Origin of the sequence: Sulfuricystis thermophila (assembly GCF_004323595.1) — a bacterium.
GTDB classification, from domain to species: domain Bacteria; phylum Pseudomonadota; class Gammaproteobacteria; order Burkholderiales; family Rhodocyclaceae; genus Sulfuricystis; species Sulfuricystis thermophila.
On sequence record NZ_AP019373.1, the window covers coordinates 1,671,876 to 1,698,716 of the forward strand.

Below are 26,841 nucleotides of genomic sequence, written 5' to 3' on the forward strand. Positions count from 1 at the left end.
TTCCGCTCCGCGGTTGCAAACAGGGAAACGTCATCCGCAAAAAGCGACGGCGGCCCGTGCGGCCGCCGTGCTTTCTTACTGCGGGGAATCGATCATAAGTGAAAATCGACAGGCTGTGTAGCCTCGTCTTTCGATCCGCCCATAAACCCAGATTGTCCATTAGACCGGGCTGATGCGCGATGAGCATGCGAAACGGTCATTTCATCGCCCTACACGGCGGCTTTCGGGCTGCGGGCGGCATCTTCGCGCCCCCGCTCCTCGCCAATAGACACCGTTATTGGCTCGTCGCGCGGACGCAAACCTGCTCGCCCTCGCCTGCGAAACCCGCTCGTGTTCCAATGGACAATCTGGGATAAAAAACGCGCGGACGCCCATTCGACGCCCACGCGATTCTTTGCGATGCCTGCCGGGCTCAGAGCGCCTTGATCGCGGCGGAAAGACGACTCTTGTGACGCGCGGCGGCGTTCTTGTGGATGATCTTCTTGTCGGCGATCGAATCGATGATGCGCTGCGATTCCTTGAAGATCGCCTGGGCGGACGCCTTGTCGCCGGCGGCGACGGCCTTGCGCACCTTCTTGATCGCGGTGCGCAGCCGGGAACGCAGGCTCATGTTGTGGGCGCGGCGCTTGATCGCCTGGAGGGCGCGTTTGCGGGCTTGTGCGGTATTGGCCATGAAACGTTGCTCGATGGATGTTCGGAAAGGCGCGGATTATAGGAGCACTCGCACGCGGATGCAAGAAGCCAGTGCGAGCCTGTAACATCCGCCCCATGAACCTATTACGCACCCTGGCCACCGTGAGCAGCCTGACGCTGCTGTCGCGCATTCTCGGCTTCGTGCGCGATTTCGTGATCGCCCGCGCCTTCGGCGCCGGAATGTTCACCGATGCCTTCTTCGTCGCCTTCCGGCTGCCCAATCTGCTGCGCCGCATGTTCGCCGAGGGCGCCTTCTCACAGGCCTTCGTGCCCATGCTGGCTGAATACCGCCAGCAGCGCAACGCCGAGGAGACCAAGACCCTGGTCGATCGCGTCGCCACCCTCCTCTTCCTCGTCGTGCTGCTCGTCACGCTGCTCGGCATCCTCGGCGCCCCGCTCTTGATTCTCGTCTCCGCCCCGGGTTTCGCCGCCGACGGCGAGAAGTTCGCCCTCACCGTGACGCTCACGCGCATCACTTTTCCCTACATCCTGTTCATGGCCCTGGTGGCACTCTCGGCGGGCATCCTCAACACCTGGAGCCGTTTCGCCTTGCCGGCATTTACGCCAGTGCTGCTGAACCTTTCCTTCATCGGCATGGCGCTGTTCGCGGCGCAGTGGTTCGATCCCCCGGTGATGACGCTGGCCTGGGCGGTGTTCCTCGGCGGCTTGCTGCAACTGGCGATCCAGCTGCCGGCGCTGAAAAAAATCGGCATGCTGCCGCGTTTCGATTTCGCTCCCCATGACCCCGGCGTGCGGCGTATCTTGAAGCTGATGGCGCCGGCGCTGCTCGGCGTCTCCGTGGCGCAAATCTCGCTGCTGATCAACACCATCTTCGCCTCCTTCCTGGCCTCCGGCAGCGTCTCCTGGCTGTATTACGCCGACCGGCTGATGGAGTTTCCCGCCGGCCTGCTCGGCGCGGCGCTGGGCACGATCCTGCTGCCGAGCCTCGCCAAGGCGCACAGTGGCGGCAGGCCAGAAACCTTCTCCGCCCTGCTCGACTGGGGCCTACGCTTGACCTTCCTGCTCACGCTGCCGGCCGCGCTGGCGCTCGCCATCCTCGGCGTGCCACTGCTCGCGACACTATTCCAGCACGGCGCCTTCACCGCCAACGACGTCCTCCAGACGCGCCAGGCGCTGGTCGCCTACAGCATCGGCCTGATCGGGCTGATCCTCGTCAAGGTGCTCGCACCGGGCTTCTATGCGCAGCAGAACATCCGCACGCCGGTGAAGATCGCGCTCGTGACGCTCGCCGCCACCCAGGCGATGAATCTCGCTTTCATCGGGCCATTCAAGCACGCCGGCTTGGCCCTCGCGATCGGGCTGGCCTCGTGTCTGAACGCCTGGCTGCTGTTTCGCGGACTCAAGCAGCGCGGCGCCTATCGGCCGCTGCCCGGCTGGCCGATGTTCGCGGCAAAGCTCGTCGTGGCGCTGGTGGCACTGGCGCTGACGCTCTGGTTCGGCATGGGCGAAGAAGCCAACTGGCTGACCGCGTCGAGCTGGATGCGTGTCACGCACCTGTCCCTATTGGTCGTTGGCGCAGCCGCGACCTATTTCGGCACGTTGTGGCTGCTGGGGTTTCGCTTGCAGGATTTCCGCCGCCGCGCCGTGCCGTAGTGCCGCTCCACCAGCGCCGCGTTTGCGTCAAAAGAAACGGGCAGTCCCGTCGCCGGAACTGCCCGCTCGTCACTGACCTGGAATATCGATCAGGCGATCAGCGGCACGATCAAGAGTGCCACGATGTTGATGATCTTGATCAGGGGGTTCACCGCCGGGCCGGCCGTATCCTTGTAGGGGTCGCCCACGGTATCGCCGGTCACCGCCGCCTTGTGCGCATCCGACCCCTTGCCACCATAGTTGCCCTCTTCGATGTACTTCTTGGCGTTGTCCCAGGCACCGCCGCCGGTGGTCATCGAAATCGCGACGAACAGGCCCGTGACGATCGTGCCGAGCAGCACGCCGCCGAGCGCGCGCACGCCGGCACTGACGCCGCCGATCGCCGGCATCAGGAAGTTCATGCCGATCGCCACCGCCAGCGGTACGACCACCGGCAACAGCGAGGGGATCATCATTTCCTTGATCGCCGCCTTGGTCAGCATGTCGACGCAGGTGCCGTATTCCGGCTTGGCCTTGCCTTCCATGATGCCCTTGATTTCGCGGAACTGGCGCCGCACCTCGACGACCACGGAGCCCGCCGCACGACCGACCGCTTCCATGCCCATCGCAGCGAAGAGGTAAGGCACCATGCCGCCGACGAACAGGCCGATGATGACCGCCGGATCGGAGAGGTCGAAGAGGAACTTCACGCCCGGCTTGAAGGCTTCCAGCGCGTGGGTGAAGTCGGCGAACAGCACCAGCGCGGCCAGCCCCGCGGAGCCGATCGCATAGCCCTTGGTCACCGCCTTGGTGGTGTTGCCGACCGCATCGAGCGGGTCGGTGACGCCACGCACGGAATCCGGCAGTTCGGCCATTTCGGCGATGCCGCCGGCGTTGTCGGTGATCGGGCCGTAGGCGTCGAGGGCGACGATGATGCCGGCCATCGACAGCATCGAGGTCGCCGCGATGGCGATGCCATACAGACCGCCGAGCGTATAGGCCGCCCAGATCGAGCCGCACACGGCGAGCACTGGCCAGGCGGTGGCCTTCATCGACACGCCGATGCCGGCGATGACGTTGGTGCCATGGCCCGTGGTCGAAGCTTGCGCGATGTGGCGCACCGGTGCGTATTCGGTCGCGGTGTAGTACTCGGTGATGTAGACCATCAGGCCGGTCAGCACCAGACCGATCACCGCTGCGCCGTACAAACGCATCTGCGAACCGCCGGAAATGCCCAGCACCTGGTCGAGCAGATGGTCATCGACGATCCAGCCGGTCAGCGGATAGAAGGCCACCAAGGCCAACAGACCGGCGACGATCAGGCCCTTGTAGAGCGCACTCATGATCTTCTGCCCTGGCGAAGCCTTGACGAAGAAGGCGCCGAGGATCGAAGCGATGATCGCGAAACCGCCGAGCACCAGCGGATAAAGCACCGCGGAATTCGCCATCGCCTCACCGCCCGCCTTGAACAGCAGGGCGCCGAGCAGCATCGTCGCGACGGTCGTCACCGCATAGGTCTCGAACAGGTCGGCCGCCATGCCGGCGCAGTCGCCGACGTTGTCACCGACGTTGTCGGCGATCACCGCCGGGTTACGCGGGTCATCCTCAGGGATACCGGCTTCGACCTTACCGACCAGGTCGGCGCCGACGTCGGCACCCTTGGTGAAGATGCCACCGCCGAGACGGGCGAAGATCGAGATCAGCGAGGAACCGAAGCCGAGGCCCACCAGCGGATGCAGGATGTGGTCGAGACTCTGGTCACCCTGGGTGGCTTTGAGATAGGCATAGAAACCGGCCACACCCAACAGGCCCAGGCCGACCACCAACATGCCGGTGATCGCACCGCCGCGGAAGGCGACGTTGAGCGCCTCGTTCAAGCCCTTGCTGGCTGCTTCGGCCGTGCGCACATTGGCGCGCACCGAGACGTTCATGCCGATGAAACCGGCCGCGCCGGATAGCACCGCGCCGAGCACGAAGCCGACGGCCGTGGCGATGCCGAGCGAGAAGGCGATCACCACGGCGAGCACCACACCCACCATCGCGATCGTCGTGTATTGGCGCTTGAGATAGGCTTGCGCTCCCTCTTGCACCGCCGCGGAGATCGCTCGCATCCGATCGTTGCCGGTCGGTTGGGCGAGAATCCATTGCGCCGAAATCCAGCCATACACAATCGCACCGATTGCGCAGGCCAGGGCAAATATCAGACCTGAAGACATACACCCCCCTTGTTGTCAAAACACCAGACTGCGATCACGAAAGCCGCAGCGCCCAAAAGCTGCATCCGCGGCTTTCACCGATTCACGCTACACCCTCACAGCTTGAACTCCGGTAACTTCTTCGCCACGGCGACATTCTTCAATGTCACGTACTTGGGCAGACCATCCGGCCCATAAGGCGGGTAGTCCTCTCCCTTCATCAGCGGCGCCAGATACTCGCGGCACTTGTCGGTGATGCCAAACCCATCGCTGGTGATGAAGTTCTTCGGCATCATCTTCTCGACGTTGGCCACCTTGGACAGCGGCGCCATGCCGACCTTCCAGCGGTAGGGCTTGCTCGAGACGCGCTCGACGGTCGGCATCACCGAGTTGTGGCCCTTGAGCGCAAACTCGACGGCCGCCTTGCCCATCGCATAGGCCTGATCGACGTCGGCCTTCGAGGCGATGTGCCGCGCGGCACGCTGCAGATAATCGGCCACGCCCCAGTGGAACTTGTAGCCCAGGTTTTCCTTGATCATGTTGGCGACGACCGGCGCCGCGCCGCCGAGCTGTGCATGGCCGAAGGCATCGCGCGTGCCCTGCTCGGCGAGGAACTTGCCGTCGGGCCAGTGGCAGCCTTCCGACACGACCACCGTGCAGTAGCCGAACTTCTTGACCAGGCTGTCGACCTTGGCGAGGAACTTCTTCTGGTCGAACAGCACCTCGGGGAACAATACGACGATCGGCAGCTCCTGATCCTTGCTCGAAGCCATCGCCCCCGCGGCGGCGATCCAGCCGGCATGCCGCCCCATCACTTCGAGCACGAAGACCTTGGTCGAGGTCGCGCACATCGAACGCACGTCATAGGTCGCTTCGAGCGTCGAGACGGCGATGTACTTGGCGACCGAGCCGAAGCCGGGGCAGTTGTCGGTGATCGGCAGGTCGTTGTCGACCGTCTTCGGCACATGGATGGCCTGCACCGGATAACCCATTTTCTCGGACAACTGCGAGACCTTGTAGCAGGTGTCGGCGGAATCGCCGCCGCCGTTGTAGAAGAAGTAGCCGATGTTGTGCGCCTTGAAGACCTCGATCAGACGCTCGTATTCACGCTGGTTGGCCTCCAGGCTCTTCAGCTTGTAACGGCAGGAGCCGAAGGCGCCGGAGGGCGTATAGCGCAGCGCGGCGATCGCCGCGGCGGATTCCTTGCTGGTGTCGATCAGGTCCTCGGTCAGGGCGCCGATGATGCCATTGCGGCCGGCATAGACCTTGCCGATCTTGTCCTTGTGCTTGCGGGCGGTCTCGATCACGCCGCAGGCCGAGGCGTTGATCACCGCCGTCACGCCGCCGGACTGTGCATAGAACGCATTCATTTTCTTCGCTGCCATGGTTGCTCGACCTCCCTCATTCACTCAAGGCGGCAAAGGCCGCGTCGCGCACATCCTCGACCTTGCCGAGGCCATTGATCTTGCGGTATTTCGGCGCACCGGGTTCGCCCGAGGCCGCCCACTTGCCGTAGTAATCGATCAGCGCTTCGGTTTGCTGGTGATAGACCTCGAGACGCTTCTTGACGGTTTCTTCCTTGTCATCGTCACGCTGGATCAGCGGTTCGCCGGTGACGTCATCCTTGCCCTCGACCTTGGGCGGATTGAAGATCACGTGATAGGTGCGTCCAGAGGCGACATGCACGCGCCGCCCGCTCATGCGCTTGATGATTTCCTCGTCCGGCACGTCGATTTCGAGCACGAAATCGATCGGCACACCAGCCTCCTTCATCGCTTCGGCCTGCGGGATGGTGCGCGGAAAACCATCGAACATGTAACCCTTCTGGCAGTCGGGCTCCTTGAGGCGATCCTTCACCAGACCAATGATGATGTCATCACGGACCAGGCCGCCGGCATCCATGATCTTCTTGGCTTCCAGGCCGAGCGGCGTGCCCGCCTTGACCGCGGCGCGCAGCATGTCGCCGGTCGAGATCTGCGGAATGCCGAATTTTTCCTTGATGAAATTGGCCTGGGTGCCTTTGCCGGCGCCGGGCGGGCCCAACAGAATCAAACGCATCGTACATCTCCTCGTGTTGTTATTTCCTGACTTCAAACAATGCTACGAATGTTCGCACCAACCGTAACGGGCTTGGCTAGATTTTATCTATCCCAAGATAGCCGCCATGATTAGTGCAGCGCAACAAACAGTTTGCGCACCCGCTCCAGATCCTCGGCCGTATCGACGCCTGGCGCGGGAGGATGCGCGCAATCGATGACATGGATGTGAAAGCCGTGCCACAGGGCACGCAGTTGTTCGAGCGCCTCCCATTGTTCGATCGGCGCCGGTGCCAGCTCGCCAAAGCGGCGCAGGAAGCCTACCCGATAGGCATACAGGCCGACATGGCGTCGCACTTCCAGCTCCGCGGGCAGTACCGTGGGGTGCGCCGCCAGACCGTCGCGATGCCAGGGAATCGGCGCCCGAGAAAAATACAGCGCGCGGCCGCTGGCGGCGGTAACCACCTTGACGACATGCGGACTCATGAACTCGGCCAGATCGTGGATGCGGTGCGCCGCCGTGGCGATGCTCGCCTCACGGTCGGTCGTCAGCGCGCCAGCCACGGCATTGATGAGCGCCGGATCGATCAGCGGTTCGTCGCCCTGCACGTTGACGACGATCGCCTCATCCGGCCAGCCAAACAAGCGCGCCACTTCGGCGACGCGATCGGTGCCACTGGCATGGTCGGCGCGCGTCATGATGGCAAGATGGCCATGGGCCGTGACCGCGGCGATGATGCGTTCGTCATCAGTGGCGATGACCACCTCCTGGGCGCCGCTGCGCTGCGCGGCTTCGGCGACACGCACCACCATCGGCTTGCCGGCGAGATCGAGCAGCGGTTTGCCGGGCAGCCGCGTCGAGGCATGACGCGCCGGGATGACGACGCGAAACGCCACTGCGGTTACTCTTCTTCCGGCGCGAGTTGCCGCGCCTCGTCTTCGAGCATGATCGGGATGTCGTCGCGGATCGGGTAGGTGAGGCGGCAGGCCTTGCAGACCAGTTCGCCAGCCGCCTTGCGGTAGTCGAGCGGGCCCTTGCACAGCGGGCAGACGAGGATTTCAAGCAGACGCGGGTCCATCGGTTTTCTCCAGAATGGCCAGAACATGGCGGGCGAGATCGGGCTCGACGTGCGCCTCGACCGGCAGCACCCAAACCGGCAGCCGCGCGAGGCCGGCGCATTTTAACGCGTCCTTTTCGGTCATCAGGATTGCATCGCCAACGAAGGTCAGATCGGCAGCGCGATAGCGATGATGATCGGGAAACGAATGCGCCTCGAAGACGAGGCCCAGCCGGGTGAGATGATCGAAGAAGCGCTGCGGCTCACCGATGCCGGCCACGGCATGCAGTTTCAGACCGGCCAGGTCGCGCGCCGCACAGTGGATTTTCGGATCGTCGAGACGGTAAAACCGCTCGCCGATGAGGCGCATCGTGAAGCTGGGCACGCCCGGCACGGCGGGCATGACGGCATCGTGCAGCACCAGCGCCGCGACCTCGCGCAGACGGGCCGGCGGCTCGCGCAGCGGACCGGCCGGCAGCGGCCAGCCGTTCATCAGCCCGCGCCGGTCGATCACCGCGATCTCGACGTCGCGCTGCAGTCGGTAATGCTGCAGGCCGTCGTCGCACAGCAGCAGATCGCATTCGGGGTGGGCGGCCAGGAGGGCGCGCCCGGCGGCGAGGCGGTCCGCGCCGACCACGACCGGGCAGCCGGAGCGGCGCGCCAGCAGCAGCGGCTCGTCGCCGACCTCCTGTGCCGTGTCGCCAGCGCCGACTTGGCGTATGTCATCGGTGACGCGGCGGTAGCCGCGGCTGACGATGCCCGGATGACGCCCCGCGGTGCGCAGCCGTTCTGCCAGCCAGAGCGTCAGCGGGGTCTTGCCGGCGCCGCCGGCGACGATGTTGCCGACGACCACCACCGGCACCGGCAAGCGTGCCGATTTCAGCCAGCCTCGCCGGTATGCCTGGCGGCGCAGTCCGGCCAGGGCGAAGAACAACAGTCCGCAGGGCAACAACGACCAGGCAAGGAGTCCCCGGCGTCGCCAGACCCGCATCATCCCATCACGGTTGTTTTTGCTGGGTGGCAAAGGAGATCTGGCTCAAACCGGCAGTGCGCGCGGCCTGCATCACATCGATGACATTCTGATGGGCGGTCTTGGCGTCCGCGTTGATGACGACGATCGGCGCGGCCGTTCCAGCCGCGGCACGCTGCAGTGCCTGCGCGAGCGCCTCGATACCGCCGGCCACCGGTTGCTTGTCGATCAGCACGGTGCCGGCAGCCGTCACCACCACGTCGATCTCGTTCGGCTTGTCGGCTTGCGCCTGGGCATCCGCCGTCGGCAGATTGATCTCCAGACCGGCGAACTTCGAGTAGGTCGTGGTTATCATCAGGAAGATGAGGATCACCAGCAGCACGTCGATCATCGGAATCAGATTGATCTCCGGCTCTTCGCGTGTGCGGCCGCGTTGGAAGTTCATTCAGCGCCTCTCGCCATGGAGCTGTTCGACCAGCTTCAGCGCCTGCTGCTCCATCTCGATCACACAGCTATCGACGAAGGCGCGGAAATGCCGGTAGAAGATCATCGCCGGAATCGCGATCATCAGACCGAAGCCCGTGTTGTAGAGCGCCACCGAAATGCCATGCGCCAGCTGCTGCGGATTGTTGCCGGCGCCGGTGGCCGAACCGAAGATCTCGATCATGCCGACCACCGTACCGAACAGGCCCAACAGCGGGCTGATCGAGGCGATCGTGCCCAAGCTGGTGAGGAAGCGTTCCAGCTCATGGGCGACACCGCGGCCGGCTTCTTCGATGGCTTCCTTCATCACTTCGCGCGAGGCTTTGTCGTTGCGCAATCCGGCCGCAAAAACCCTGCCGAGCGGGGAATGCGCCTCGAGCCGCGCCAGCAGGTCGTCGGTGACGCCGCTCTTGCGGTATTCGGCGATCGTGCTCTGCAACAGGCCGGGCGGCACGATCCGCCCGCGCCGCAACGTGGCGGCACGTTCGATGATCAGCGCGACGGCGATCACGGAAGCCGCCAGGAGAAACCAGATCGGCCAGCCGGCCGCCTGAATGATCGAAAACACGCTTTATCCTCCGCAAACATTGACGACAGACTGCGCACTTTACTACGAACCGCCGGCAGTCCCGACTAGAATGCCGCATGAATCGCATGTCAGAAATCGCATCGACCCTCGCCGCCTGGCTGAAGCTGCTTGGACAAGCGGGTGCCGGTGTGCCAGCGCCGAGTTTCGCCAACGCGGCGGCACCCGAGCAGCAGGAAGTCCTCATCGGCGCGCTGGCGGCGCTGGCCGCCGAAGCGCTGGCCAATGATCGTACGCTGACGATCGTTACCGCCGACGACGGCCTGCTGCCGGAAATTTCGAATGCCCTCGATCTTTCGTTACGCCCGCTCTGTCTCGTACTGCCTGGGGCCGACCACGCCCGCCCGATCGCACTGCGCGCCACCCTCTCGCTGCTGAAGAGCCGACTCTCACGTGCTGCCGCCGACAGCCAGGGGCCCATCTGGACGGCACAGCGGGAACGCCTGCGCCATGCGGATGCGCTCTGGCGGAACAGTCTCGCCTGGGCAACGCGCAATCTGCGTGACGAGGCACCGCCGGCCGGCATCTTCGCTCTGTTTCCGGTGCGCATCGGCCCTTGGCAGGTCATTCAGCAAACCGCCATGCCCACCGATTGGGCGGTACTGCTGCAGTGCGGACGATTGCCCGCCCAGCCGGCCAGCCCCTGGCCAGGCGCACGGCACACCCTGCGGCTGTCGTGGGGCGGCGAGAAAACGCAGGGCATCGCGCTGACCGACGAGACCGCGCAGCTCGCGGCAGAAATCGAGCTGCTCGGCCAGGAGCTCGCCGAGCTGGAGCTCGAGCTGGCAACGGCACAAGGGGAGCTGGCGGCGTTCAGTGCCCGCTACCACGCGCTCGTCGCCGGCCGTATCGTCCACCTCGACCGGCTGCAGGCCGAACTTGCCGCAGCGCGCCTCGAACGCACGCCACAGGATGCAGCCCAGGCGCAGGCGACACAGGAGGCGCGAGCCCGCGCCGACCGATCACAGCGCGAATACGAAGCCGGCAGATGCCTCCCTGAAGAGGAACAGGCTCAGCCTTTCGCACCGGACATCGATCTCAAGAAGCGCTTTCGTCAGCTGGCGCAGAAAATCCATCCCGACCGCGCCCGCGACGAGGCGGATCGCGCCTGGCGCACACAGTTGATGAGTGAAGCCAACCGCGCTTACCGCGCCGGCGATGCCGCGGCATTGGAACGCGTGCTGGCCCGCTGGCTCGCGGGGAGCAATGCGGATGCGCAGAGTGTCGGCGGTGCCGTCCTACCAGCGCCGAGTTTTGCGCGCCGACAGGGACTCATCGCCCAGCGCGATGCGATCCGGCAACGTATCGCCGCCATCGGCGCCGAGCTCGACCAGCTCTACGGCTCGAAGCTCTACGAGCTCTTCGCCGCCGCGCGGCTCGCCGAACGCCAGGGGCGCGATCTGCTCGCCGAAATGGCGCAACGCCTCGATCGGCAGATCGCGCAGGCGGAAAGCGAGCTTGCCGCATTCACAGCGTGATCTCCAAACCTTCGTAAGCCAGCATCACCTCGCAGCCGGCCACAGTCTGGCGGGTGAGCGCTTCGGCGAACACCCGTTCCAGCTCGTCATCGCTGCGGGTCGGTTCGTGATGGGTGCATAGCAGCCGTCGGGCGCCGGTGCGTCGGGCCAATTCCAGACCGGTATCGAAGGTGCCATGCCCCCAGCCGATTTTTTTCGGGTATTCGGCCGCCGTGTAAGCGCTATCGACGATCAGCAGATCGACCGGGCCGATCGCCGCTTCGAGCTCGGCCTGGCGCTGTTCGATCATCGCCTGGTATTCGGCCCAACCCGACTCTTCCGGCGCGTAGATGTTGCGCCAGGGCTCGTGATCGCCGGTGAAGAACAGCGACTTGCCGTTACATTCGATGCGATAGCCGAAATTGATCACCGGATGGTTCATGAGGATCGGCGTCACGGTCGCATCGCCGACCCGCACCGGCTTCCCCACGGTCAGCGTCAGGTATTCGACGTTCGCCTTGAGTTCGGCTTCGCGAATCGGGAAATAACTGTATTGCAACTGCACGTTCATCACGTGCTCGACCCCTTGCTGCGTGATCAGATCGAAGGCGCCGTGAATGCGCACGATGTTGCCGGGAATGTGCAGCGGAACGAAGAACGGCAAACCCTGGATGTGGTCCCAATGGGTATGGGTGATGAAGATGTTGGCTTCCACCGGCAGTCGGGCGAGCAGGCTCTGCGCCAGCGGAAAGATGCCGGTGCCGGCATCGAGGATGATCAGATGATCGGCGTCGCTCCTGACCTCGATGCAGGTGGTATTGCCGCCATAGCGTACCGTGCGCGGACCGGGCGACGGGATCGACCCCCGCACACCCCACATCTTCACTTTCATCCCCCTTCCCCCACGCCGATCTGGGCAAAAGTCTGCGCCTCCGCCAGATGTTTGTTCAAATCCCCCAAGTCCGCGACGACCGCCTCCGTGGCCGTAGCGAACCGTGCCGGCAATTCTGCCAGCTCTTCCTCCCGCCAGGGGTTGCCTGCCGCCCCAAAGCCTCGTTGCCGGCAAATCGCATCGGCCATGCGCAGACAATCGAGCATCGCCTGCGGCGCGACATCGGCCGCGTGATGGTCGCGGATGCATGCGACGAGCGCCTCACTGAACTGCCATTTCTGCGCCAGCAGGGCGCCGACGAAGGCGTGATCGGCACCGATCACCTCCTGCTCGGCGAGGTGCAGCGGTTTTCCCTTCTGTGCCGCGATACCGAGTGCGAGCGTGAATTCAGCCGCCATGGTATGGGCGAATACCACCTTACCGAAATCGTGCAGCAGCCCGGCCACATAACAGTCGCCGGGATCGGCTTCCGAGCGGGCATGCTTCTCGCACAGCAGGCGCGCCAATGACGCGACGGACAACGAATGGAGCAGATATTGCTGGCTGTCGAAGAAGTCGGTATGAAAGCGCGGCAGCACCCCGGCGGCGGCACAGGCCAGCGCAAGATTTTTGATCGTGTTGAGGCCGAGATAGACGACCGCCTGGCCGACCGAGCCGATCTTGTTGGGCAAGGCATAGTAGGCGGAATTGATGACGCGCAGGATACGCAGCGTCATCACCGGGTCTTTCTCGATCACGCCGACCAGCTGCTTGGGCAGGCAGTTGCTGTCCCGCGTCATCGTGAGGATGGTCTGCACGCTCTTCGGAAACGCCGGCATGCGGTCGACCGCCGCCGTCAGCCTGCGTTCGAGTTCCGGTGACAACTGCGGCATGCCGCTCCCCCCAATGGTGATGAGAAGATTATACGGAGCTCGCCCGCGCCGCCAGGGGTCAGTCGATGGCCACGCGTTCGTAATACCGGGCGCGGTAGAGCAGACGGCGTTTCTCGGCCGTTTCGATGAAGCCACTGCGATCGTGCAACACGTTGTTGCACACCAGCCCCATGCCCGGTTCGAGCCGGCCGCGCAGGGTCCAAGGCGTCGGTGTAGCGAGGATGCGTTCGAGGGCGGCACGCGCTGCATCAGCGGCGGCATCCCAGACGATGCTCACCGTGCGCGCCGTGTAACGCATGTGCAACGTGCCATCTTCATTGACGGAAAACACCGGCCCCGGCTGTGCGGCACGCGCGACCCCCTGGTCATCGGTGCGCGGCGGGATGGTCATCACCGCCGGCCTTGATAGGGTGCGGATGTAATCGGGATTCTCGTCGCGCAACAGGAGGTAGGCGATCTCGTGATCGAGCAACTGGTTCTCGCCGCCGCTGGCGGCGCTTTGCACGCAATGGAGCAGCAGGCCGCGGATCGTGTGCTCGGGCCGGTTGTAATAGCCGTCGGTATGCCACTTGATCGGCCGGTCGGTGTAGGGGATGAAGTCCTTGCGTTCGCCTCGGGCTTCGGCGCCAATCACCGAGAGCGGTGAAATGCCGTCGCTGTCGGTCAGCCAGTGGCCATCGAGCGTCACCATGCCGAGCTGGGCACCCAGCCGCCGTGGAATCTCCTTGTCGGGATCCGAGCCGGTCTTGCTGACATAGATCGCCATGTTGCAGCGTCGATTGAGCGCGACGAGGCGCTCGCGCTCCTCGGTTTTCAGCTGACGCGGATCGTCCACAGTAACGACGATGTCTTCGATACGCCGTGGCGCGGTATCGAGCTTCTGCGCCCGCCATTCGGCATAGGCGCGGGTGTCGGCAAGGTCGAAGGGGCCGGGCATGCGCTTCCTTTCAGTCGATCGAGCCGCGCAGATCCTGCCTGCGCTGGCTTTTGGCCTGTTCCGGATTGAACAGCCCGGTGAGGGTCTTTTCGAGCATCTTCAGCGACTCGGGGGCCTCGATGTCCATCGCCTGATCGATGACCCAAAGTTTGTCCTTTTCTGGCAGGACATCGCGCAAGCAGGCAGCGAAGAAGCGTTTGAAAGCGAAATCCGGCCCCTGTTCCGTGTAGTCGAATTCGGCGTAATCGGCGGCACGGCGGTTGAAGAGATCGATGAAGTGTCGCTGCGATTCGCCGGGCACGGCTTCACCGAGCAGCATGATGTTGTTTTCCTCGACGAAGCGGGCGATGTTCTTCACCAGCGCGCTGGTGAACTCGCTGCGTGCCGCCTCATCGAGGGCCCGGTAGGCGACCCGGTCGGCGGCCACGGCGAGAAACGCCAGATATTCGCAGACGAAATCGAAATAGGGTCGGCCGGGATCGATGTCGTAATCGGCCTTGCGCATGCGCTTGATCGACTCGATCGCCAGCTTCCAGGCGAGTACCGCCACCACCGAGGCGAGGGTGGCCGGGGAACGCTGCCCCGGCGTGTGGAACTTGGTCTTGAGACGGATGGCCACTTGTCAGTCAGAAAAAAGGAGTATTGCCGCTGGGCCGCCCCAAGGCAATGCGTTAAGCGCCAGAGGCGCAAACCGCTCGGCAAAATATCGGACGGACCCCAAGTCGTCGGGCGCAGCGAGCACGAAAGCTCCCCCTTTCGCGAAAGGGGGATGGGGAGATTTACTCAATAGCCCCCCTTGCCATAAGGCTGCGGAAGACCGGCGATACGGCAACCCTGCTTCGCGGCGCCGCCATCCGGGAACAGCTCGAACATCAGCTTGTTGTCGGCTTCCGGCATCACGCCCTCATCCTGCAGCCCCTTGATCAGGTTGCGCAGGTTCGGGGTATGGCCGTCCTCCTGATATTTCTGGCGCAGATAGTTGATCACCTTCCAGTGCTGCTCGGTCAGCGCGATGCCTTCCTTTTCGGCGAAGGCGTGCACCGCCTCCTCGCTGAAATCGGGCTCGAGCAGATAGCCATAATCATCCACTTCTTTTTCGACGCCATTGATGACGATACCCATGTTATTTTCCTCCTTGCAGTTGGCTTGTTGAGTTGATGATTGTCCTGATCAGGCGGTTGCCACGTCCGCTGGGTTCGATTTGTGCGGTACGAAGATGCCACAGCCGCGCTTGCGCTCGATGCCGAGCCCCTGCTGCATCAATCGCAGCGCTCCTTCGGCATCGAGACCATTCACCATCAGGCTGAAGCCGTGCAGCACCCCGTCCGCCGTACGGGCCGACTGGCGCTTGCCGCAAACCAGCGAACGGGGCACCAGACGTAGCGCCGCCAGCGCCCGCTGACAGGCGGCATAAAACAGCTCCTCGTCCGGTGCGTCGCTGCCGCCGAAGGTCACGAACTTCGAATACAGCACGGGCGCCTCGGGCAGTGACTTTTCGTTGGATTCTCCGACCGCAAGCTGCGAGCCGCCAAGGTCGAGTTGCGCACCGACCAGCGCCTGTGCATCGGCGACACGGTGACGCGGCAGGCGCAGCGTCAGATGGGAACGACGCGCGAGGTACCAGACGCCTTCACCCGGACTGAGTCCATAAAGAGGATGGACGCCTGCCAGCGCCTCATCTTCCAGCCAGGGCAGCACCCCGCGGATCGCCTGCCAGAGGGCATCGGCGTGATCGAATGGCACGCTGCCGCCGCGCAACGCGAACTGCACGTCGACCATTTCCGGTGGGGCGGCGAAGGCGAAGGACGGAGCCTCTGCCGCGGATGCGACGGGAGTCTGACCGGACTCCACTGCCTGCAGCTGCTGCTTCGACCACTCTGCCATCACCCGCCCCCAGCGGCCGGCCGTGACGGGATCGATATCGAAGATCGTGAAACGCCGATGCTCGCGGATGCGCAAGCGCAACACCGGCACGCCACCCGCCGCGAAGCGGATTTGCTGCAATTCGATTTCCTGATTACCGACCGGCACCCGGAATTTGTCTAGACTGGTAATCTCATCCACGATTGCATAGGCCTTGCGGCAAGAGCTGGAACGACATTGGAGATGGGGCCGGACTATCGCACCGCAAGATGGCGAGAACCATCACCAAATGGGAGAAAGCCGGATACTCCATCAGGGTAGGTTCCCTTACCCCTTCGAATGCGGTTATTCTACCTGCCGGAGGTATGGTGCAACTGGACGACCAGTCCTGATAATTCGCTTCAATAAAAACTGGCGCCAGATGTACGAACATCAACGCACAGTTCCCAACAGTCACCTACGAACGAGGAGATAACATGGCCAAACAGCTTCACCCAACCCCTATGCTAGACCAACTCGAGTCCGGTCCCTGGCCCAGTTTCGTCACCGGCCTGAAGCGTCTGGCAAAGGATAAGGATTACGTCGTCGACCTGCTCGGCCACCTCGAGCATTCCTACGAAACCCGGAAGGGCTACTGGAAGGGTGGCACGGTGGGCGTGTTCGGTTACGGTGGCGGCGTGATTCCCCGCTTCACCGAAATCAAGGACGAAAAGACCGGTCAGCCGGTCTTCAAAGACGCTGCGGAATTCCATACCCTGCGCATCATGCCCCCGCCCGGCATGCACTACGACACCGCCACACTGCGCAAATTCTGCGACATCTGGGAAAAGTATGGTTCCGGTCTGATTGCCCTGCACGGCCAGTCCGGCGACATCATGTTCCAGGGCTGCACCACCGAGAACGTCCAACCGGCGTGGGACGAAATCAATGAGATGGGCTTCGACATGGGCGGCGCCGGTCCTGCCGTGCGCACCGCGATGTCCTGCGTCGGCGCCGCGCGCTGCGAGCAATCCTGCTATGACGAAGCGAAGGCCCATCAGAAGATCGTCAACAACTTCCTCGACGACATCCACCGCCCGGCCCTGCCGTACAAGTTCAAGTTCAAGTTCTCCGGCTGCGGCAACGATTGCATGAACGCCATCCAGCGCGCCGACATGGCCGTGATCGGCACCTGGCGTGACAACATGAAGACCGACGACGAGCTCGGCAAGAAGTGGTTCGCCAAGCACGGCATGAACGAGTTGATCAACGACGTCGTCAACATGTGCCCGACGCGCGCCCTGCAGGTCAAGGACACCAAGGACGTGCGCAAGGATGCGCATATCTCCGCCGTCGCCATCAACGACACCCAGTCGCTCGAGATCGACAACAAGGACTGCGTGCGCTGCATGCACTGCATCAACGTGATGACCGGCGCGCTCGGCCCGGGCAAGGACAAGGGTGCGACGATCCTCGTCGGCGGCCACGGCCACCTGAAGATCGGCGCGACGCTGGGCACCGTCGTCGTCCCCTTCATGGATTTGAAGACGGAAGAGGACTACGACAAGCTCGTCGAGCTGGCGCAGAACATCGTCGACTTCTTCGCCGAGAACGCGCTCGAGCATGAGCGTACCGGCGAAATGATCGAGCGCATCGGCCTGGTCAACTTCCTCGAAGGCATCGGCCTCGATCCCGACGCCAACATGGTCAACTGCCCGCGTTCCAACCCGTACATCCGCACGGATGGCTGGGACGAGGAAGTCGCCCGGATCAACGCCAAGAAGCAGGCTGCGGCTTAAGCCTTCCCGCGTCAAGGACTGCCGGTTCCGCCCGGAACCGGCAGTCGGCCAGGCAGAAAACCCTGTTCAGATAGCAACAATTCACAACGATCATTGCGGAGACGATTCATGGCTCAACCTCAAATGCGCAAGCCAGTCGAGTACTTCCTCGACAACAAGAAATTCCTCCATCCAAAACTCGCCGCCAACTACGGCAACTGGAAATACCACGACCGTCCGCGTCCCGGCGTCCTGCATCACGTCTCCAATACTGGTGACGAGGTCTGGACCGTGCGCGCAGGTACCCAGCGGCAGATGGACGTGCACACGATCCGTCTGTTGTGCGACATCGCCGACCAATATGCCGAAGGGCGTGTTCGCTTCACGATCCGTTCCAACATCGAATACATCGTCTCCGACGAAGCCAAGGTCGGCCCGCTGATCGAAGCGCTGGAAAAGAACGGCTTCCCCGTCGGCGGCACCGGCAACTCGGTGTCGATGGTCGCCCACACTCAGGGCTGGTTGCACTGCGACATCCCGGGCACCGATGCCTCTGGCGTCGTCAAGTCGATGATGGACGCCCTGTTCGAGGACTTCAAGAAGGAAGAGATGCCCAACCGCGTGCGCCTGTCGACTTCCTGCTGCGAAATCAACTGCGGCGGCCAGGCCGACATCGCAGTGATCATCCAGCACACCAAACCGCCGAAGATCAACCATGACCTCGTCGCCAACGTCTGCGAACGTCCGGCCGTCGTCGCGCGCTGCCCGGTCGCGGCCATCCGTCCGGCGCTGGTCAATGGCAAGCCCTCGCTGGAAGTCGATGAGAAGAAATGCGTTTGCTGCGGCGCCTGCTACCCCCCCTGCCCGCCGATGCAGATCAACGACCCCGAGCACTCCAAGCTCGCGATCTGGGTGGGCGGCAAGAACTCCAACGCGCGCAGCAAGCCCTCCTTCCACAAGCTGGTCGCTGCTGGCCTCCCCAACAACCCGCCGCGTTGGCCGGAAGTCAATGCCATCGTCAAGAAGATCCTCGACACCTACAAGGCCGATGCCCGTCCGTGGGAGCGCATGGCCGACTGGATCGAGCGCATCGGCTGGCCGCGTTTCTTCGAAAAGACCGGTCTGCCCTTCACCAAGTACATGATCGACGACTGGCGCGGCAGCCGTTACAACCTCAATGCCTCGAACCACGTCCGCTTCTGAGGAATTCGACACGATGAAGTTTTCGATTCTGGTCAACGAAGGTCCTTACACGCACGAGGCCTCCGACACCGCCTATCAGTTTGCCAAGGCGGTGTTGGCCAAAGGGCACGAGATCTTCCGCATCTTCTTCTATCACGACGGCGTCAACAATGCCACGCGACTGACCACGCCGCCGCAGGACGACCGCAACATCGTCAACCGCTGGTCGAAACTGGCGCAGGAAAACAATCTCGACCTCGTCGTCTGCGTCGCCGCGGCCCAGCGTCGCGGCATCGTCGATGAAGGCGAGATGAAGCGTAATGGCAAGGATGCCACCAACCTGGCCCCCGGATTCCGTATTTCCGGCCTCGGCCAATTGATCGAGGCCGGCATCCAATCCGATCGGCTGGTCGTGTTCGGCGACTGAGGGAGCGGACAAATGACTACCAAGAAATTCATGATGGTCAATCGCAAGGCGCCCTACGGCACGATCTATGCGTGGGAAGCCCTCGAAGTGGTACTGATCGCCGCCGCCTTCGAGCAGGATGTGTCGTTGACCTTCCTCGACGATGGTGTCTATCAGCTCAAGAAAGGGCACAACACCAAGGGCATCGAGACCAAGGCCTTCGAAAAGACCTGGGGAGCGCTGGAAGATTACGACATCACCAAGCTGTATGTCGCCCAGGAATCGCTGGCGGAACGTGGTTTGACCGCCGACGATCTCGCCGTGCCCGTCGAAGTGCTCTCCCGTGCCGAAATCGGCAAACTGATGGAAGAGCAGGACGTCATCCTGTCGTTCTGAGGAAACCACCATGCTGCACATCGTCAACAAATCACCTTACGACCGTCCCGCGCTGAATTCCGTCCTCGCCACCTGTGATGGCGGCACCATTCTCCTCATCGAGGATGGCGTCTTTGCTGCTGTCAAGGGCGGCGCCGAGGAAGCCAAGGTCAAGGCAGCAATGAGCAAGTTCAAGTTCTACGCACTTCAAGCCGATCTGGAAGCGCGTGGGATGGCCGATCGTGTGATCGATGGCGTCACGGTCACCGATTACGCCGGCTTCGTCGATCTCGTCGCGGATCACAAAACCTGCCAGTCATGGCTGTAACCCATTTTCAATCAATCAACTAGGAGACAACAATGGCATTCGAACTCAACGGCAAGACCTACGAAACCGACGAAGAAGGCTACCTGGTCAACCTGTCGGACTGGAATGAAGACGTCGCCAAGTATCTGGCCGAGCAAGAAGGCGTCAACCTGACCGACGCGCACTGGGAAGTCATCAACTTCCTGCGCGACTACTACAACGAGTTCCAGATCGCTCCGGCCGTGCGCGTGCTGACCAAGGCGATCGGCAAGAAACTCGGCCCGGAAAAGGGCAACAGCCAGTATCTCTATGAGCTGTTCCCCTACGGCCCCGCCAAGCAGGCCTGCAAGATCGCCGGTCTGCCGAAGCCGACCGGCTGCGTCTGATATTTAAGGCAACACGCAGGTGGGCGGCACGGGAGTGCCGTCCCGCCAGCGCCGACTTTCGCACTAGCGCTGTCCGCTGATGCGGCGCTGCCTAAAGGGCAAGCGTGATGCTGCGTTCTTGATTGCTGTGTTCGCCGTGGTGCACCGTCCATGACAACGTTTTTCGCGATCCTGTTCTACCTCGCCTTCGCAATACTTGTCGTCGGCCTGGCCTACAAGATCTACGACTTTGCCCGCACTCCCGCGCCACTGTCGATCCCGACGACACCGGCGCCCACCACCACCACCGGAGTGGCGTTCCGCATGGCGCGCGAGGTGGTGCTGTTCGAGAGCCTGTTCAAAGGCAACCTGTGGATCTGGCTGTTCGGCTGGATGTTCCACATGGGCCTGTTCCTCGTCCTGATCCGTCACTTGCGCTACTTCGTCAGCGACATTCCCGCCTGGCTCGCCTTCATCCAGCCGTTCGGCAAATACGCTGCCTTCATGATGGTGGCCGGTCTGGCCGGTCTCTGGGCGCGTCGTTTCCTGGTCGAACGCATCCGTTACATCACGACGCCTTCCGACCACCTCTGGCTTGCCGTACTGATCGGCATTGGCATCACCGGCGCCGGCATGACTTTCGTCAGTCATGTCGATGTCGTCGCCGTGAAAGCCTTCTTCCTCGGTTTGATGCGTTTCGACATCCAGCCGCTGCCCGAGCATCCTGCTCTGTACATTCACCTGATTCTCGTCGCCTTGCTGATGATCCTGTTCCCGTTCAGCAAGCTGCTGCATGCCCCGGGCGTGTTCTTCAGCCCCACCCGCAACCAGGCCGATACCCCGCGCGAAAAACGTCATCTCGCGCCATGGGCCGCCCAGATCGAGAAGAGCTGACATGGCCGATCTTGAATTCCAGATTCCGAAATATCGGGAGTACCCGACGGTTCCAGCGCTGCAGCCGGGTGCAATGGCGCATTCGCACCCGCACGTCGCCAGCGAAAAAATCCAGGAAGCCATCGGCTTCCAGGGAAAACTTGCCGATGACTGGCAGGTCACCCACGACAAGGCGATCGCCAAGTTCGGCGAGCTGCTCGGCAAGTACCGTTCGCTCAAGGTGTTCATGGATGCGTGTGTGCACTGCGGTTCCTGCACCGACAAGTGCCACTACTTCATCGGCACCAGCGACCCGAAGAACATGCCGGTGGCGCGTCAGGAGTTGATGCGTTCGGTCTATCGGCGCTATTTCACCCTCGCCGGCAAGCTGTTCCCCGGCCTGGTGGGCGCCAAGGATCTGACCAAAGAACTCCTCGATGAGTGGTACAGCTATTTCTGGCAGTGTTCCGAATGCCGCCGCTGCTCGGTGTTCTGCCCCTACGGCATCGATACCGCCGAAGTGACGATGGCCGCGCGTCATATCCTCGATACGGTCGGCTACGGCCAGAAGTACTCGAACGAGATCATCGGCAAGGTCTACAAGATCGGCAACAACCTGGGGCTGCCCGGCCCGGCGCTCGAAGATACGCTGCAGGGTCTTGAGGAAGACGTCAAGGAAGACACCGGCGTCGACGTCAAGTATCCGCTCGATGTCCAGGGCGCCGAAGTACTGCTGGTCACTCCGTCGGCCGACTTCTTCGCCGAGCCGCACATCGAATCGCTGATCGGCTACGGCAAGGTGTTCCACGCCGCCGGGATTTCCTGGACACTCTCCTCGCACGCCTCCGAGGCCGGCAATTTCGGTCTGTTCAATGGCAGCTACGAAACGATGCGCAAGGTCGCCATGCGTATTCGCGAGGCTGCGCTGGAACTGGGTGTCAAGCGCATCGTCGTCGGCGAATGCGGCCATGCCTGGCGTGTCGCCTACGCCTTCTGGAACACATTGAACGGTGTCGGTGCCGGCGGCAACGATCCTTTCTCGATCGAACTGCAAAAGCAGCTCGATCCGCGCTACCCCCAGCCCTCGCACATTTGCGAATTCACCTGGGACCTGATCCAGCAAGGGCGTCTCAAGTTCGACAAAGAAGCCAACGACCATCGTGTCATCACCTTCCACGACTCCTGCAACGTTGCCCGCGCTTCGCGCATGGGCGGCTATCCGGGTGGCCAGTTCGACATACCGCGCAACATCATCAAGGCCGTGGCCAACAAATTCGTCGACATGGCACCGGAAACGATCCGCGAGGTCACCTTCTGTTGCGGCGGCGGCGGCGGCATCTTGACCGACGAGCTGATCGAAGCGCGCATCAAGGGCGCTTTCCCGCGCATGGAAGCGCTGCAGCAGGTGGTCGAAAAGCACGGTGTGAACTTCATGGCCACCATCTGTGCGATCTGCAAGGCCCAATTCACCAAGGTCCTGCCCTATTACGGTTTCAACATGCGACTGGTCGGCGGCGTACACCAGTTGGTCAGCACCGCCATACGCCTCGGCAATGAGCATTGATCCAACAACCCGATAACTACACGGAGACGACGATGTCAGCGACCCCCGAAACGACGAACGTTAAGTTGACCTTCCGCCACTACAAGGACGGCGAAAAGCCCGATAGCTACAAGCGCTGGCAAGAAAAGATCTTCCAGGCGGGCTGGTCCTACAAGTGCCCGACCTACATCCAGTCCACTCCCCCGTGTCAGGGTTCCTGCCCGTCGGGTGAGGACATCCGCAGCTACCTGAATATCGTCCGCGGCATCGAAAAGCCGCCGGTCGGCGCCGACGGCAAGCCGGTCATGCCGTGGCAGGAATATGCCTGGCGGCGCCTGACCGAAGCCAACCCCTTCCCGGCGGTGATGGGTCGTGTCTGTCCAGCCCCCTGCGAATCCGGCTGCAACCGCAACCAGGTCGAAGACCATGTCGGCATCAACTCGGTCGAGCACTATCTCGGCGAATATGCGATCAAGAACAATCTGCAGTTCAAGAAGCCCGAGAAGCTGACCGGCAAGAAAGTCGCCGTGATCGGCGGCGGCCCGGCCGGTCTGTCGGTCGCCTACCAGCTCGCGCTGAAGGGCCATTCGGTCACCATCTTCGACGATCATGACAAGCTCGGCGGCATGATGCGCTACGGCATCCCGGGCTACCGCACGCCGCGTGAAGTGCTCGATGCCGAAATCCAGCGCATCCTCAATCTCGGCGTCGAAACCCGCTTGAACTGCAAGGTCGGTGTCGACATCACGATCGACCAGATCCGCAAGGAATTCGATGCCGTCTTCCTCGGCCTCGGTGCGCAGGGCGGCCGTCAGCTCCCTGCCGAGGGGGCAGAAAACACCCCCAATGTCGTGACTGCGACTGCCTTCCTGAAGGCCTTCAACGACGGACGCCTGAAATCGGTCGGCAAGAATGTCGTCGTCGTCGGTGGTGGCGATACCTCGATGGACGTCGCCACGGTGGCACGCCGTCTCGGCCACATCGACAAGGTCAACCCGACCGACTGGGAGAAAGCGATCGCCGGCCAGCTCGCCCAGGACGTCGCGGACATCTCCCGCCGGGAAGGCGCCAACGTCGTGCTGACCTCGGTGTTCATGACGGCCAGCAAGCATGAAATCGAACACGCCCAGTCCGAAGGCATCGAGATCATGCAGGGCTGGATGCCGGTCAAAGTGATCAAAGGCGCCGACGGTCGCGCCACCGCCCTGCGCGTCAAGCAGTGCGAGGCCAAGATGGTAGGCGGCAAACTCGACATCAAGCCGATCGAGGGTACCGAAAAGGACCTGCCGGCCGACCTGATCGTCTCGGCGATCGGCCAGACCATCGACCTCACCGGCCTGTCGGAGTTCGACAATGGCAAGGGCGGCGTTTCCGCCGATCGGAACTATCAGGTGCAGGGCAAGCCAGGTGTGTTCTGCGGCGGCGACGTGATCCGGCCGCACCTCCTGACCACTGCGATCGGTCATGGCGCGATCGCCGCCGACGGTATCGACCAGTTCCTGCAGGGCCTCGAAGTCGGCAAGCGGCCGAAGATCGACGTGCATTACTTCGACCTGCTGCGCAAGTACCACGAAAAAGGTGTCGAATTCCACGAAGTGCACGGCCCGATCCGCGGCTCCTCGGAGTCGAAGGACATCGTTCACAACTTCGACAACCGTGCCGATCGCTACATCATCCCGCACACCGAGTTGTTCCTCGGCCATTTCCAATACACGCCGCGCAACAAGCGCAAGATCGTCCATCTGACGAAGGAAGAGGCGCTCGGCAACTTCGAGGAACGCCTGGAAGCGCTGAACGATCAGCAGGTGGTGGCCGAAGCGAAGCGCTGCATGAGCTGCGGCCTGTGCTTCGAGTGCGACAACTGCGTCGTCTATTGCCCGCAGACGGCCGTCTATCGCGTCAAGAAGACCGAGGCGACCACCGGCCGCTACGTCGCCACCGACTACGACAAGTGCATCGGTTGCCACATCTGCCACGATGTCTGCCCGACCGGCTACATCCAGATGGGTCTCGGCGAGTGACACTCGGGGAGAAGGGGTAAGACGTATGGAGATCATGAAGCGATTACTCGTCGGTTTGGCGGCGGCCCTGCTGCTTACCCCACTTCTCGCCGCCGCCGGCACACCGATGCCGCAGCTCAAGATCGAGAATCCGGGGTCATGCATCGCACCGGTGCCCGAGATGCGCCGCAATCACATGGAAATGCTGAAGCACACCCGTGACCGGACCATGCGCCAGGGCATCCGCGGCGAGAAGGCGAGCCTCAACGAGTGCATCAACTGTCATGCCAGCAAGACCACCGGCTCGGTGCTCGGCCCGGGCGGCTTCTGCCAGGAATGCCATACCTATGCCGCAGTCAAGCTGGATTGTTGGGACTGTCATCAACCCAAGGCCGGCAACCCTCAGGCCGTGGGAGTCAAACCATGAGCGAAGACCGCATCGAGAACAAATCGCGCCGTAGCTTCGTCGGCGCGGCAGCCGTTGCCGGCGCCGGCGTCGGCGTCGCCGCGCTGGCGCCTGGTCTCAAACTGATCGAAGTCGCCGGTGCCGCCCCGCGTGCGCCGGGCGAGCCCGCATCCTCCGCCGTGCGCTGGGGAATGCTGATCGACACCACCAAGTGCGCGAGCGGTTGCGATGCCTGCGTCAAGGCCTGCGCGACCGAGAACGGCATCAACGAAACCGTCAAGGACGCACGCCAGGGTTCGCAGTGGATCCGCAAGATCGATCTCAAAGATCCCAAGACGGGGCAGGAGCATTCGTTGCCGATGCTCTGTCAGCATTGCGAACATCCGCCCTGTGTCGATGTCTGTCCCACCGGCGCTTCCATGAAGCGTGCCGATGGCATCGTGCTGGTCGACCGCCACATCTGCATCGGCTGCCGTTACTGCATGATGGCCTGCCCCTACAAGGCGCGCTCGCTGGTGCATATGCCGCTCACCGAACAAAATCCGCTGGTACCGCGCGGCCAGGGGTGCGTGGAAGCCTGCACCTTCTGCGTGCATCGGGTCGATCGCGGCCAAGAGCCGGCCTGTGTCGAGGCCTGTCCGGAAAAAGCCATGCTGTTCGGCAATCTCAACGATCCGGCGAGCGAGATCGCCCAGCGCGTTGCGAAAGAAAAGACCACGCAGGTGCGCGCTGATCTGAAACTGAATCTTGGCGTGCGTTACCAGGGAATCTGACCACCATGCAATCCGCCCTCACCCAAAGTCTGCGCATACCGAACTTCTACCTCTTGGCAGCCATTGGCGCCATCCTGACCGTGGCTGGCACGCTTGCCGCTTTCTACATGGAGCATCATGGCCACCAGGTGACCGGCATGAACAACCAGGTCTTCTGGGGCTTGCCACACGTGTTCGCGATCTTTCTGATCGTCGGCGCCTCGGGCGTGCTCAACGTCGCCTCGATCGGCACCGTCTTCGGCAAGAAGGTCTATAAACCCCGCGGGCCGCTTTCGGGATTGCTGGCGATCACCATGCTGGCTGCCGGTCTGTTCGTGATCATGCTCGACCTGGGGCGCGCCGATCGCCTCATCGTCGCGATGACCCATGTCAACTGGACCTCGGTGTTCGGCTGGAACATGGTGCTCTATCCCGTGTTTTTTGGCTTGGTGGGCCTCTACGTCTGGCTGCTGCTCGACCGCAAGATGTACGCCTACTCCAAGGCAGCCGGCACGGCGGCCTTCATCTGGCGGCTGGTGATGACCACCGGTACCGGCTCGATCTTCGGCTTCGTCGTCGCACGCCAGGCCTACCATTCCGCGATCATCGCCCCGATGTTCATCATCATGTCGTTCGCCTGGGGACTGGCGATGTTCCTGCTTTTCCAAACAGCCATGTACAAATGGCAGGGTGGCCAGCTCGATGAGCAAATCCGCCAGCGGCTCAACAATGTGCTGGGAACCTTCGTCGCGGCGGTCGCCTATTTCGTCGTCGTCTATCATCTGACCAACATCTACTACGCGAAGCAGACGGCCTTCGAACACTTCATCCTCGTCTCCGGCGGCATTTATCCGCAACTGTTCTGGGGCGGCTTCGTCGTCGTCGGCACGATCCTCCCGCTGCTGTTCGTCTTCGTCCCCGCACTGCGCAGCATGCCTTCGTCCAGCGTGCTGGCCTCGATTTGCACCATCCTCGGTGGCTTGGCCTTCCTGTATGTTTTCATCATCGGCGGGCAAGCCTATCCGCTCGAAATGTTCCCGGGCATGGAGGTGAAGAGCAGCTTCTTCGATGGTGTGGTCGATCCCTACACGCCCAGCCTGCCCGAGATCCTCCTCAGCATTGGCGGATTCGGCCTGTATTTCCTGCTCAGTCTGATCGCCGTGCAGGTGTTGCCTTTCATGCCGCAGGACGACATGGCCCAGCTGCAGGCATCGGGCGCGTTACACGACTAAAAGCTCCT

At 62.7% G+C, this 26,841-nt stretch carries 29 protein-coding genes; 14 read left to right on the forward strand and 15 right to left on the reverse strand.

The window, feature by feature from the left end:
- Nucleotides 1-412: 412 nt before the first annotated feature.
- Nucleotides 413-673 carry a 30S ribosomal protein S20 gene (gene rpsT, locus M52SOB_RS08365; protein WP_131111431.1) on the reverse strand — a complete coding sequence of 87 codons (261 nt, stop codon included), beginning with the start codon at nt 671-673 and terminating at the stop codon, nt 413-415.
- A gap of 95 nt (nt 674-768) precedes the next feature.
- On the opposite strand from rpsT, the gene murJ reads away from it, so the two are divergent.
- Nucleotides 769-2,307: a murein biosynthesis integral membrane protein MurJ gene (murJ, locus tag M52SOB_RS08370; protein ID WP_131111432.1), complete on the forward strand. Its 1,539-nt coding sequence runs from the start codon at nt 769-771 to the stop codon at nt 2,305-2,307.
- Between the two features lie 89 nt (nt 2,308-2,396).
- Here murJ and M52SOB_RS08375 read toward each other — a convergent pair whose 3' ends face one another.
- The 8 genes from M52SOB_RS08375 to M52SOB_RS08410 form a co-directional block, all read right to left on the reverse strand.
- The gene (locus tag M52SOB_RS08375; protein ID WP_131111433.1) at nt 2,397-4,502 is read right to left on the reverse strand and encodes a sodium-translocating pyrophosphatase; all 2,106 of its coding nucleotides are present in this window, start codon (nt 4,500-4,502) and stop codon (nt 2,397-2,399) included.
- A 95-nt stretch (nt 4,503-4,597) separates the two neighbouring features.
- A complete protein-coding gene (locus tag M52SOB_RS08380; protein WP_131111434.1) occupies nt 4,598-5,866 on the reverse strand; it encodes a 6-phosphofructokinase in 1,269 nt (422 codons plus the stop codon).
- A gap of 16 nt (nt 5,867-5,882) precedes the next feature.
- On the reverse strand, nt 5,883-6,539 hold the full coding sequence (gene adk / locus M52SOB_RS08385) for an adenylate kinase (protein WP_131111435.1): 657 nt from the start codon (nt 6,537-6,539) through the stop codon (nt 5,883-5,885).
- 110 nt (nt 6,540-6,649) lie between these two features.
- Nucleotides 6,650-7,414: a 3-deoxy-manno-octulosonate cytidylyltransferase gene (gene kdsB / locus M52SOB_RS08390; protein ID WP_131111436.1), complete on the reverse strand. Its 765-nt coding sequence runs from the start codon at nt 7,412-7,414 to the stop codon at nt 6,650-6,652.
- A gap of 5 nt (nt 7,415-7,419) precedes the next feature.
- Complete coding sequence (locus M52SOB_RS08395; RefSeq protein WP_131111437.1) at nt 7,420-7,596, reverse strand: Trm112 family protein; 177 nt, start codon at nt 7,594-7,596, stop codon at nt 7,420-7,422.
- Entirely contained in the window at nt 7,577-8,569 is a 993-nt protein-coding gene (gene lpxK / locus M52SOB_RS08400) for a tetraacyldisaccharide 4'-kinase (RefSeq protein WP_131111438.1), read from the reverse strand. The genes M52SOB_RS08395 and lpxK overlap by 20 nt, the downstream gene beginning before the upstream one ends.
- A 4-nt stretch (nt 8,570-8,573) precedes the next feature.
- Nucleotides 8,574-8,990: an ExbD/TolR family protein gene (locus M52SOB_RS08405; RefSeq protein ID WP_131111439.1), complete on the reverse strand. Its 417-nt coding sequence runs from the start codon at nt 8,988-8,990 to the stop codon at nt 8,574-8,576.
- The gene (locus M52SOB_RS08410; protein ID WP_131111440.1) at nt 8,991-9,596 is read right to left on the reverse strand and encodes a MotA/TolQ/ExbB proton channel family protein; all 606 of its coding nucleotides are present in this window, start codon (nt 9,594-9,596) and stop codon (nt 8,991-8,993) included. It abuts the gene before it with no gap.
- 86 nt (nt 9,597-9,682) lie between these two features.
- On the opposite strand from M52SOB_RS08410, the gene M52SOB_RS08415 reads away from it, so the two are divergent.
- Nucleotides 9,683-11,092, forward strand: coding sequence for a J domain-containing protein (locus M52SOB_RS08415; RefSeq protein WP_131111441.1), 1,410 nt, complete (start codon nt 9,683-9,685; stop codon nt 11,090-11,092).
- Here the strand turns inward: M52SOB_RS08415 and M52SOB_RS08420 are convergent.
- From M52SOB_RS08420 to cas6, 6 genes are all read right to left on the reverse strand, one after another.
- Nucleotides 11,082-11,963, reverse strand: coding sequence for an MBL fold metallo-hydrolase (locus M52SOB_RS08420; protein WP_131111442.1), 882 nt, complete (start codon nt 11,961-11,963; stop codon nt 11,082-11,084). The two genes, M52SOB_RS08415 and M52SOB_RS08420, sit on opposite strands and share 11 nt — an antisense overlap.
- A complete protein-coding gene (locus tag M52SOB_RS08425; protein ID WP_131111443.1) occupies nt 11,960-12,835 on the reverse strand; it encodes an HDOD domain-containing protein in 876 nt (291 codons plus the stop codon). The genes M52SOB_RS08420 and M52SOB_RS08425 overlap by 4 nt, the downstream gene beginning before the upstream one ends.
- Nucleotides 12,836-12,893: 58 nt before the next feature.
- Complete coding sequence (locus M52SOB_RS08430) at nt 12,894-13,772, reverse strand: TauD/TfdA family dioxygenase (protein ID WP_131111444.1); 879 nt, start codon at nt 13,770-13,772, stop codon at nt 12,894-12,896.
- 10 nt (nt 13,773-13,782) lie between these two features.
- Nucleotides 13,783-14,391, reverse strand: a complete 609-nt coding sequence (locus tag M52SOB_RS08435) for a hypothetical protein (RefSeq protein ID WP_131111445.1) — start codon at nt 14,389-14,391, stop codon at nt 13,783-13,785.
- Nucleotides 14,392-14,555: 164 nt separating this feature from the next.
- Nucleotides 14,556-14,894, reverse strand: coding sequence for a TusE/DsrC/DsvC family sulfur relay protein (locus tag M52SOB_RS08440; protein ID WP_131111446.1), 339 nt, complete (start codon nt 14,892-14,894; stop codon nt 14,556-14,558).
- Between the two features lie 48 nt (nt 14,895-14,942).
- Entirely contained in the window at nt 14,943-15,836 is an 894-nt protein-coding gene (gene cas6, locus M52SOB_RS08445) for a type I-MYXAN CRISPR-associated protein Cas6/Cmx6 (RefSeq protein WP_131111447.1), read from the reverse strand.
- Nucleotides 15,837-16,111: 275 nt separating this feature from the next.
- Here cas6 and dsrA point away from each other — a divergent pair, with 275 nt between their 5' ends.
- The 12 genes from dsrA (at nt 16,112) to nrfD (ending at nt 26,833) form a co-directional block, all read left to right on the forward strand.
- The gene (dsrA, locus tag M52SOB_RS08450) at nt 16,112-17,413 is read left to right on the forward strand and encodes a dissimilatory-type sulfite reductase subunit alpha (RefSeq protein ID WP_131111448.1); all 1,302 of its coding nucleotides are present in this window, start codon (nt 16,112-16,114) and stop codon (nt 17,411-17,413) included.
- A gap of 108 nt (nt 17,414-17,521) precedes the next feature.
- On the forward strand, nt 17,522-18,595 hold the full coding sequence (gene dsrB, locus M52SOB_RS08455) for a dissimilatory-type sulfite reductase subunit beta (RefSeq protein ID WP_126445926.1): 1,074 nt from the start codon (nt 17,522-17,524) through the stop codon (nt 18,593-18,595).
- A gap of 13 nt (nt 18,596-18,608) precedes the next feature.
- Nucleotides 18,609-19,001: a sulfurtransferase complex subunit TusD gene (gene tusD / locus M52SOB_RS08460; RefSeq protein ID WP_131111449.1), complete on the forward strand. Its 393-nt coding sequence runs from the start codon at nt 18,609-18,611 to the stop codon at nt 18,999-19,001.
- A gap of 12 nt (nt 19,002-19,013) precedes the next feature.
- Entirely contained in the window at nt 19,014-19,376 is a 363-nt protein-coding gene (tusC, locus tag M52SOB_RS08465) for a sulfurtransferase complex subunit TusC (RefSeq protein ID WP_131111450.1), read from the forward strand.
- Nucleotides 19,377-19,386: 10 nt separating this feature from the next.
- On the forward strand, nt 19,387-19,683 hold the full coding sequence (gene tusB, locus M52SOB_RS08470; protein WP_131111451.1) for a sulfurtransferase complex subunit TusB: 297 nt from the start codon (nt 19,387-19,389) through the stop codon (nt 19,681-19,683).
- 32 nt (nt 19,684-19,715) lie between these two features.
- On the forward strand, nt 19,716-20,048 hold the full coding sequence (locus M52SOB_RS08475; protein WP_131111452.1) for a TusE/DsrC/DsvC family sulfur relay protein: 333 nt from the start codon (nt 19,716-19,718) through the stop codon (nt 20,046-20,048).
- A gap of 150 nt (nt 20,049-20,198) precedes the next feature.
- Nucleotides 20,199-20,921, forward strand: a complete 723-nt coding sequence (locus tag M52SOB_RS08480; RefSeq protein ID WP_131111453.1) for a respiratory nitrate reductase subunit gamma — start codon at nt 20,199-20,201, stop codon at nt 20,919-20,921.
- 1 nt (nt 20,922) lies between these two features.
- A complete protein-coding gene (gene dsrK / locus M52SOB_RS08485) occupies nt 20,923-22,464 on the forward strand; it encodes a sulfate reduction electron transfer complex DsrMKJOP subunit DsrK (protein ID WP_131111454.1) in 1,542 nt (513 codons plus the stop codon).
- A gap of 32 nt (nt 22,465-22,496) precedes the next feature.
- Nucleotides 22,497-24,464, forward strand: coding sequence for an NAD(P)-binding protein (locus M52SOB_RS08490; protein ID WP_131111455.1), 1,968 nt, complete (start codon nt 22,497-22,499; stop codon nt 24,462-24,464).
- Nucleotides 24,465-24,498: 34 nt separating this feature from the next.
- Nucleotides 24,499-24,870, forward strand: a complete 372-nt coding sequence (locus M52SOB_RS08495; RefSeq protein ID WP_284155047.1) for a hypothetical protein — start codon at nt 24,499-24,501, stop codon at nt 24,868-24,870.
- Nucleotides 24,867-25,622 carry a sulfate reduction electron transfer complex DsrMKJOP subunit DsrO gene (dsrO, locus tag M52SOB_RS08500; RefSeq protein WP_131111456.1) on the forward strand — a complete coding sequence of 252 codons (756 nt, stop codon included), beginning with the start codon at nt 24,867-24,869 and terminating at the stop codon, nt 25,620-25,622. Before M52SOB_RS08495 ends, dsrO begins: the two co-directional genes overlap by 4 nt.
- 5 nt (nt 25,623-25,627) lie before the next feature.
- The gene (gene nrfD / locus M52SOB_RS08505) at nt 25,628-26,833 is read left to right on the forward strand and encodes an NrfD/PsrC family molybdoenzyme membrane anchor subunit (RefSeq protein WP_131111457.1); all 1,206 of its coding nucleotides are present in this window, start codon (nt 25,628-25,630) and stop codon (nt 26,831-26,833) included.
- Nucleotides 26,834-26,841 lie beyond the last annotated feature (8 nt).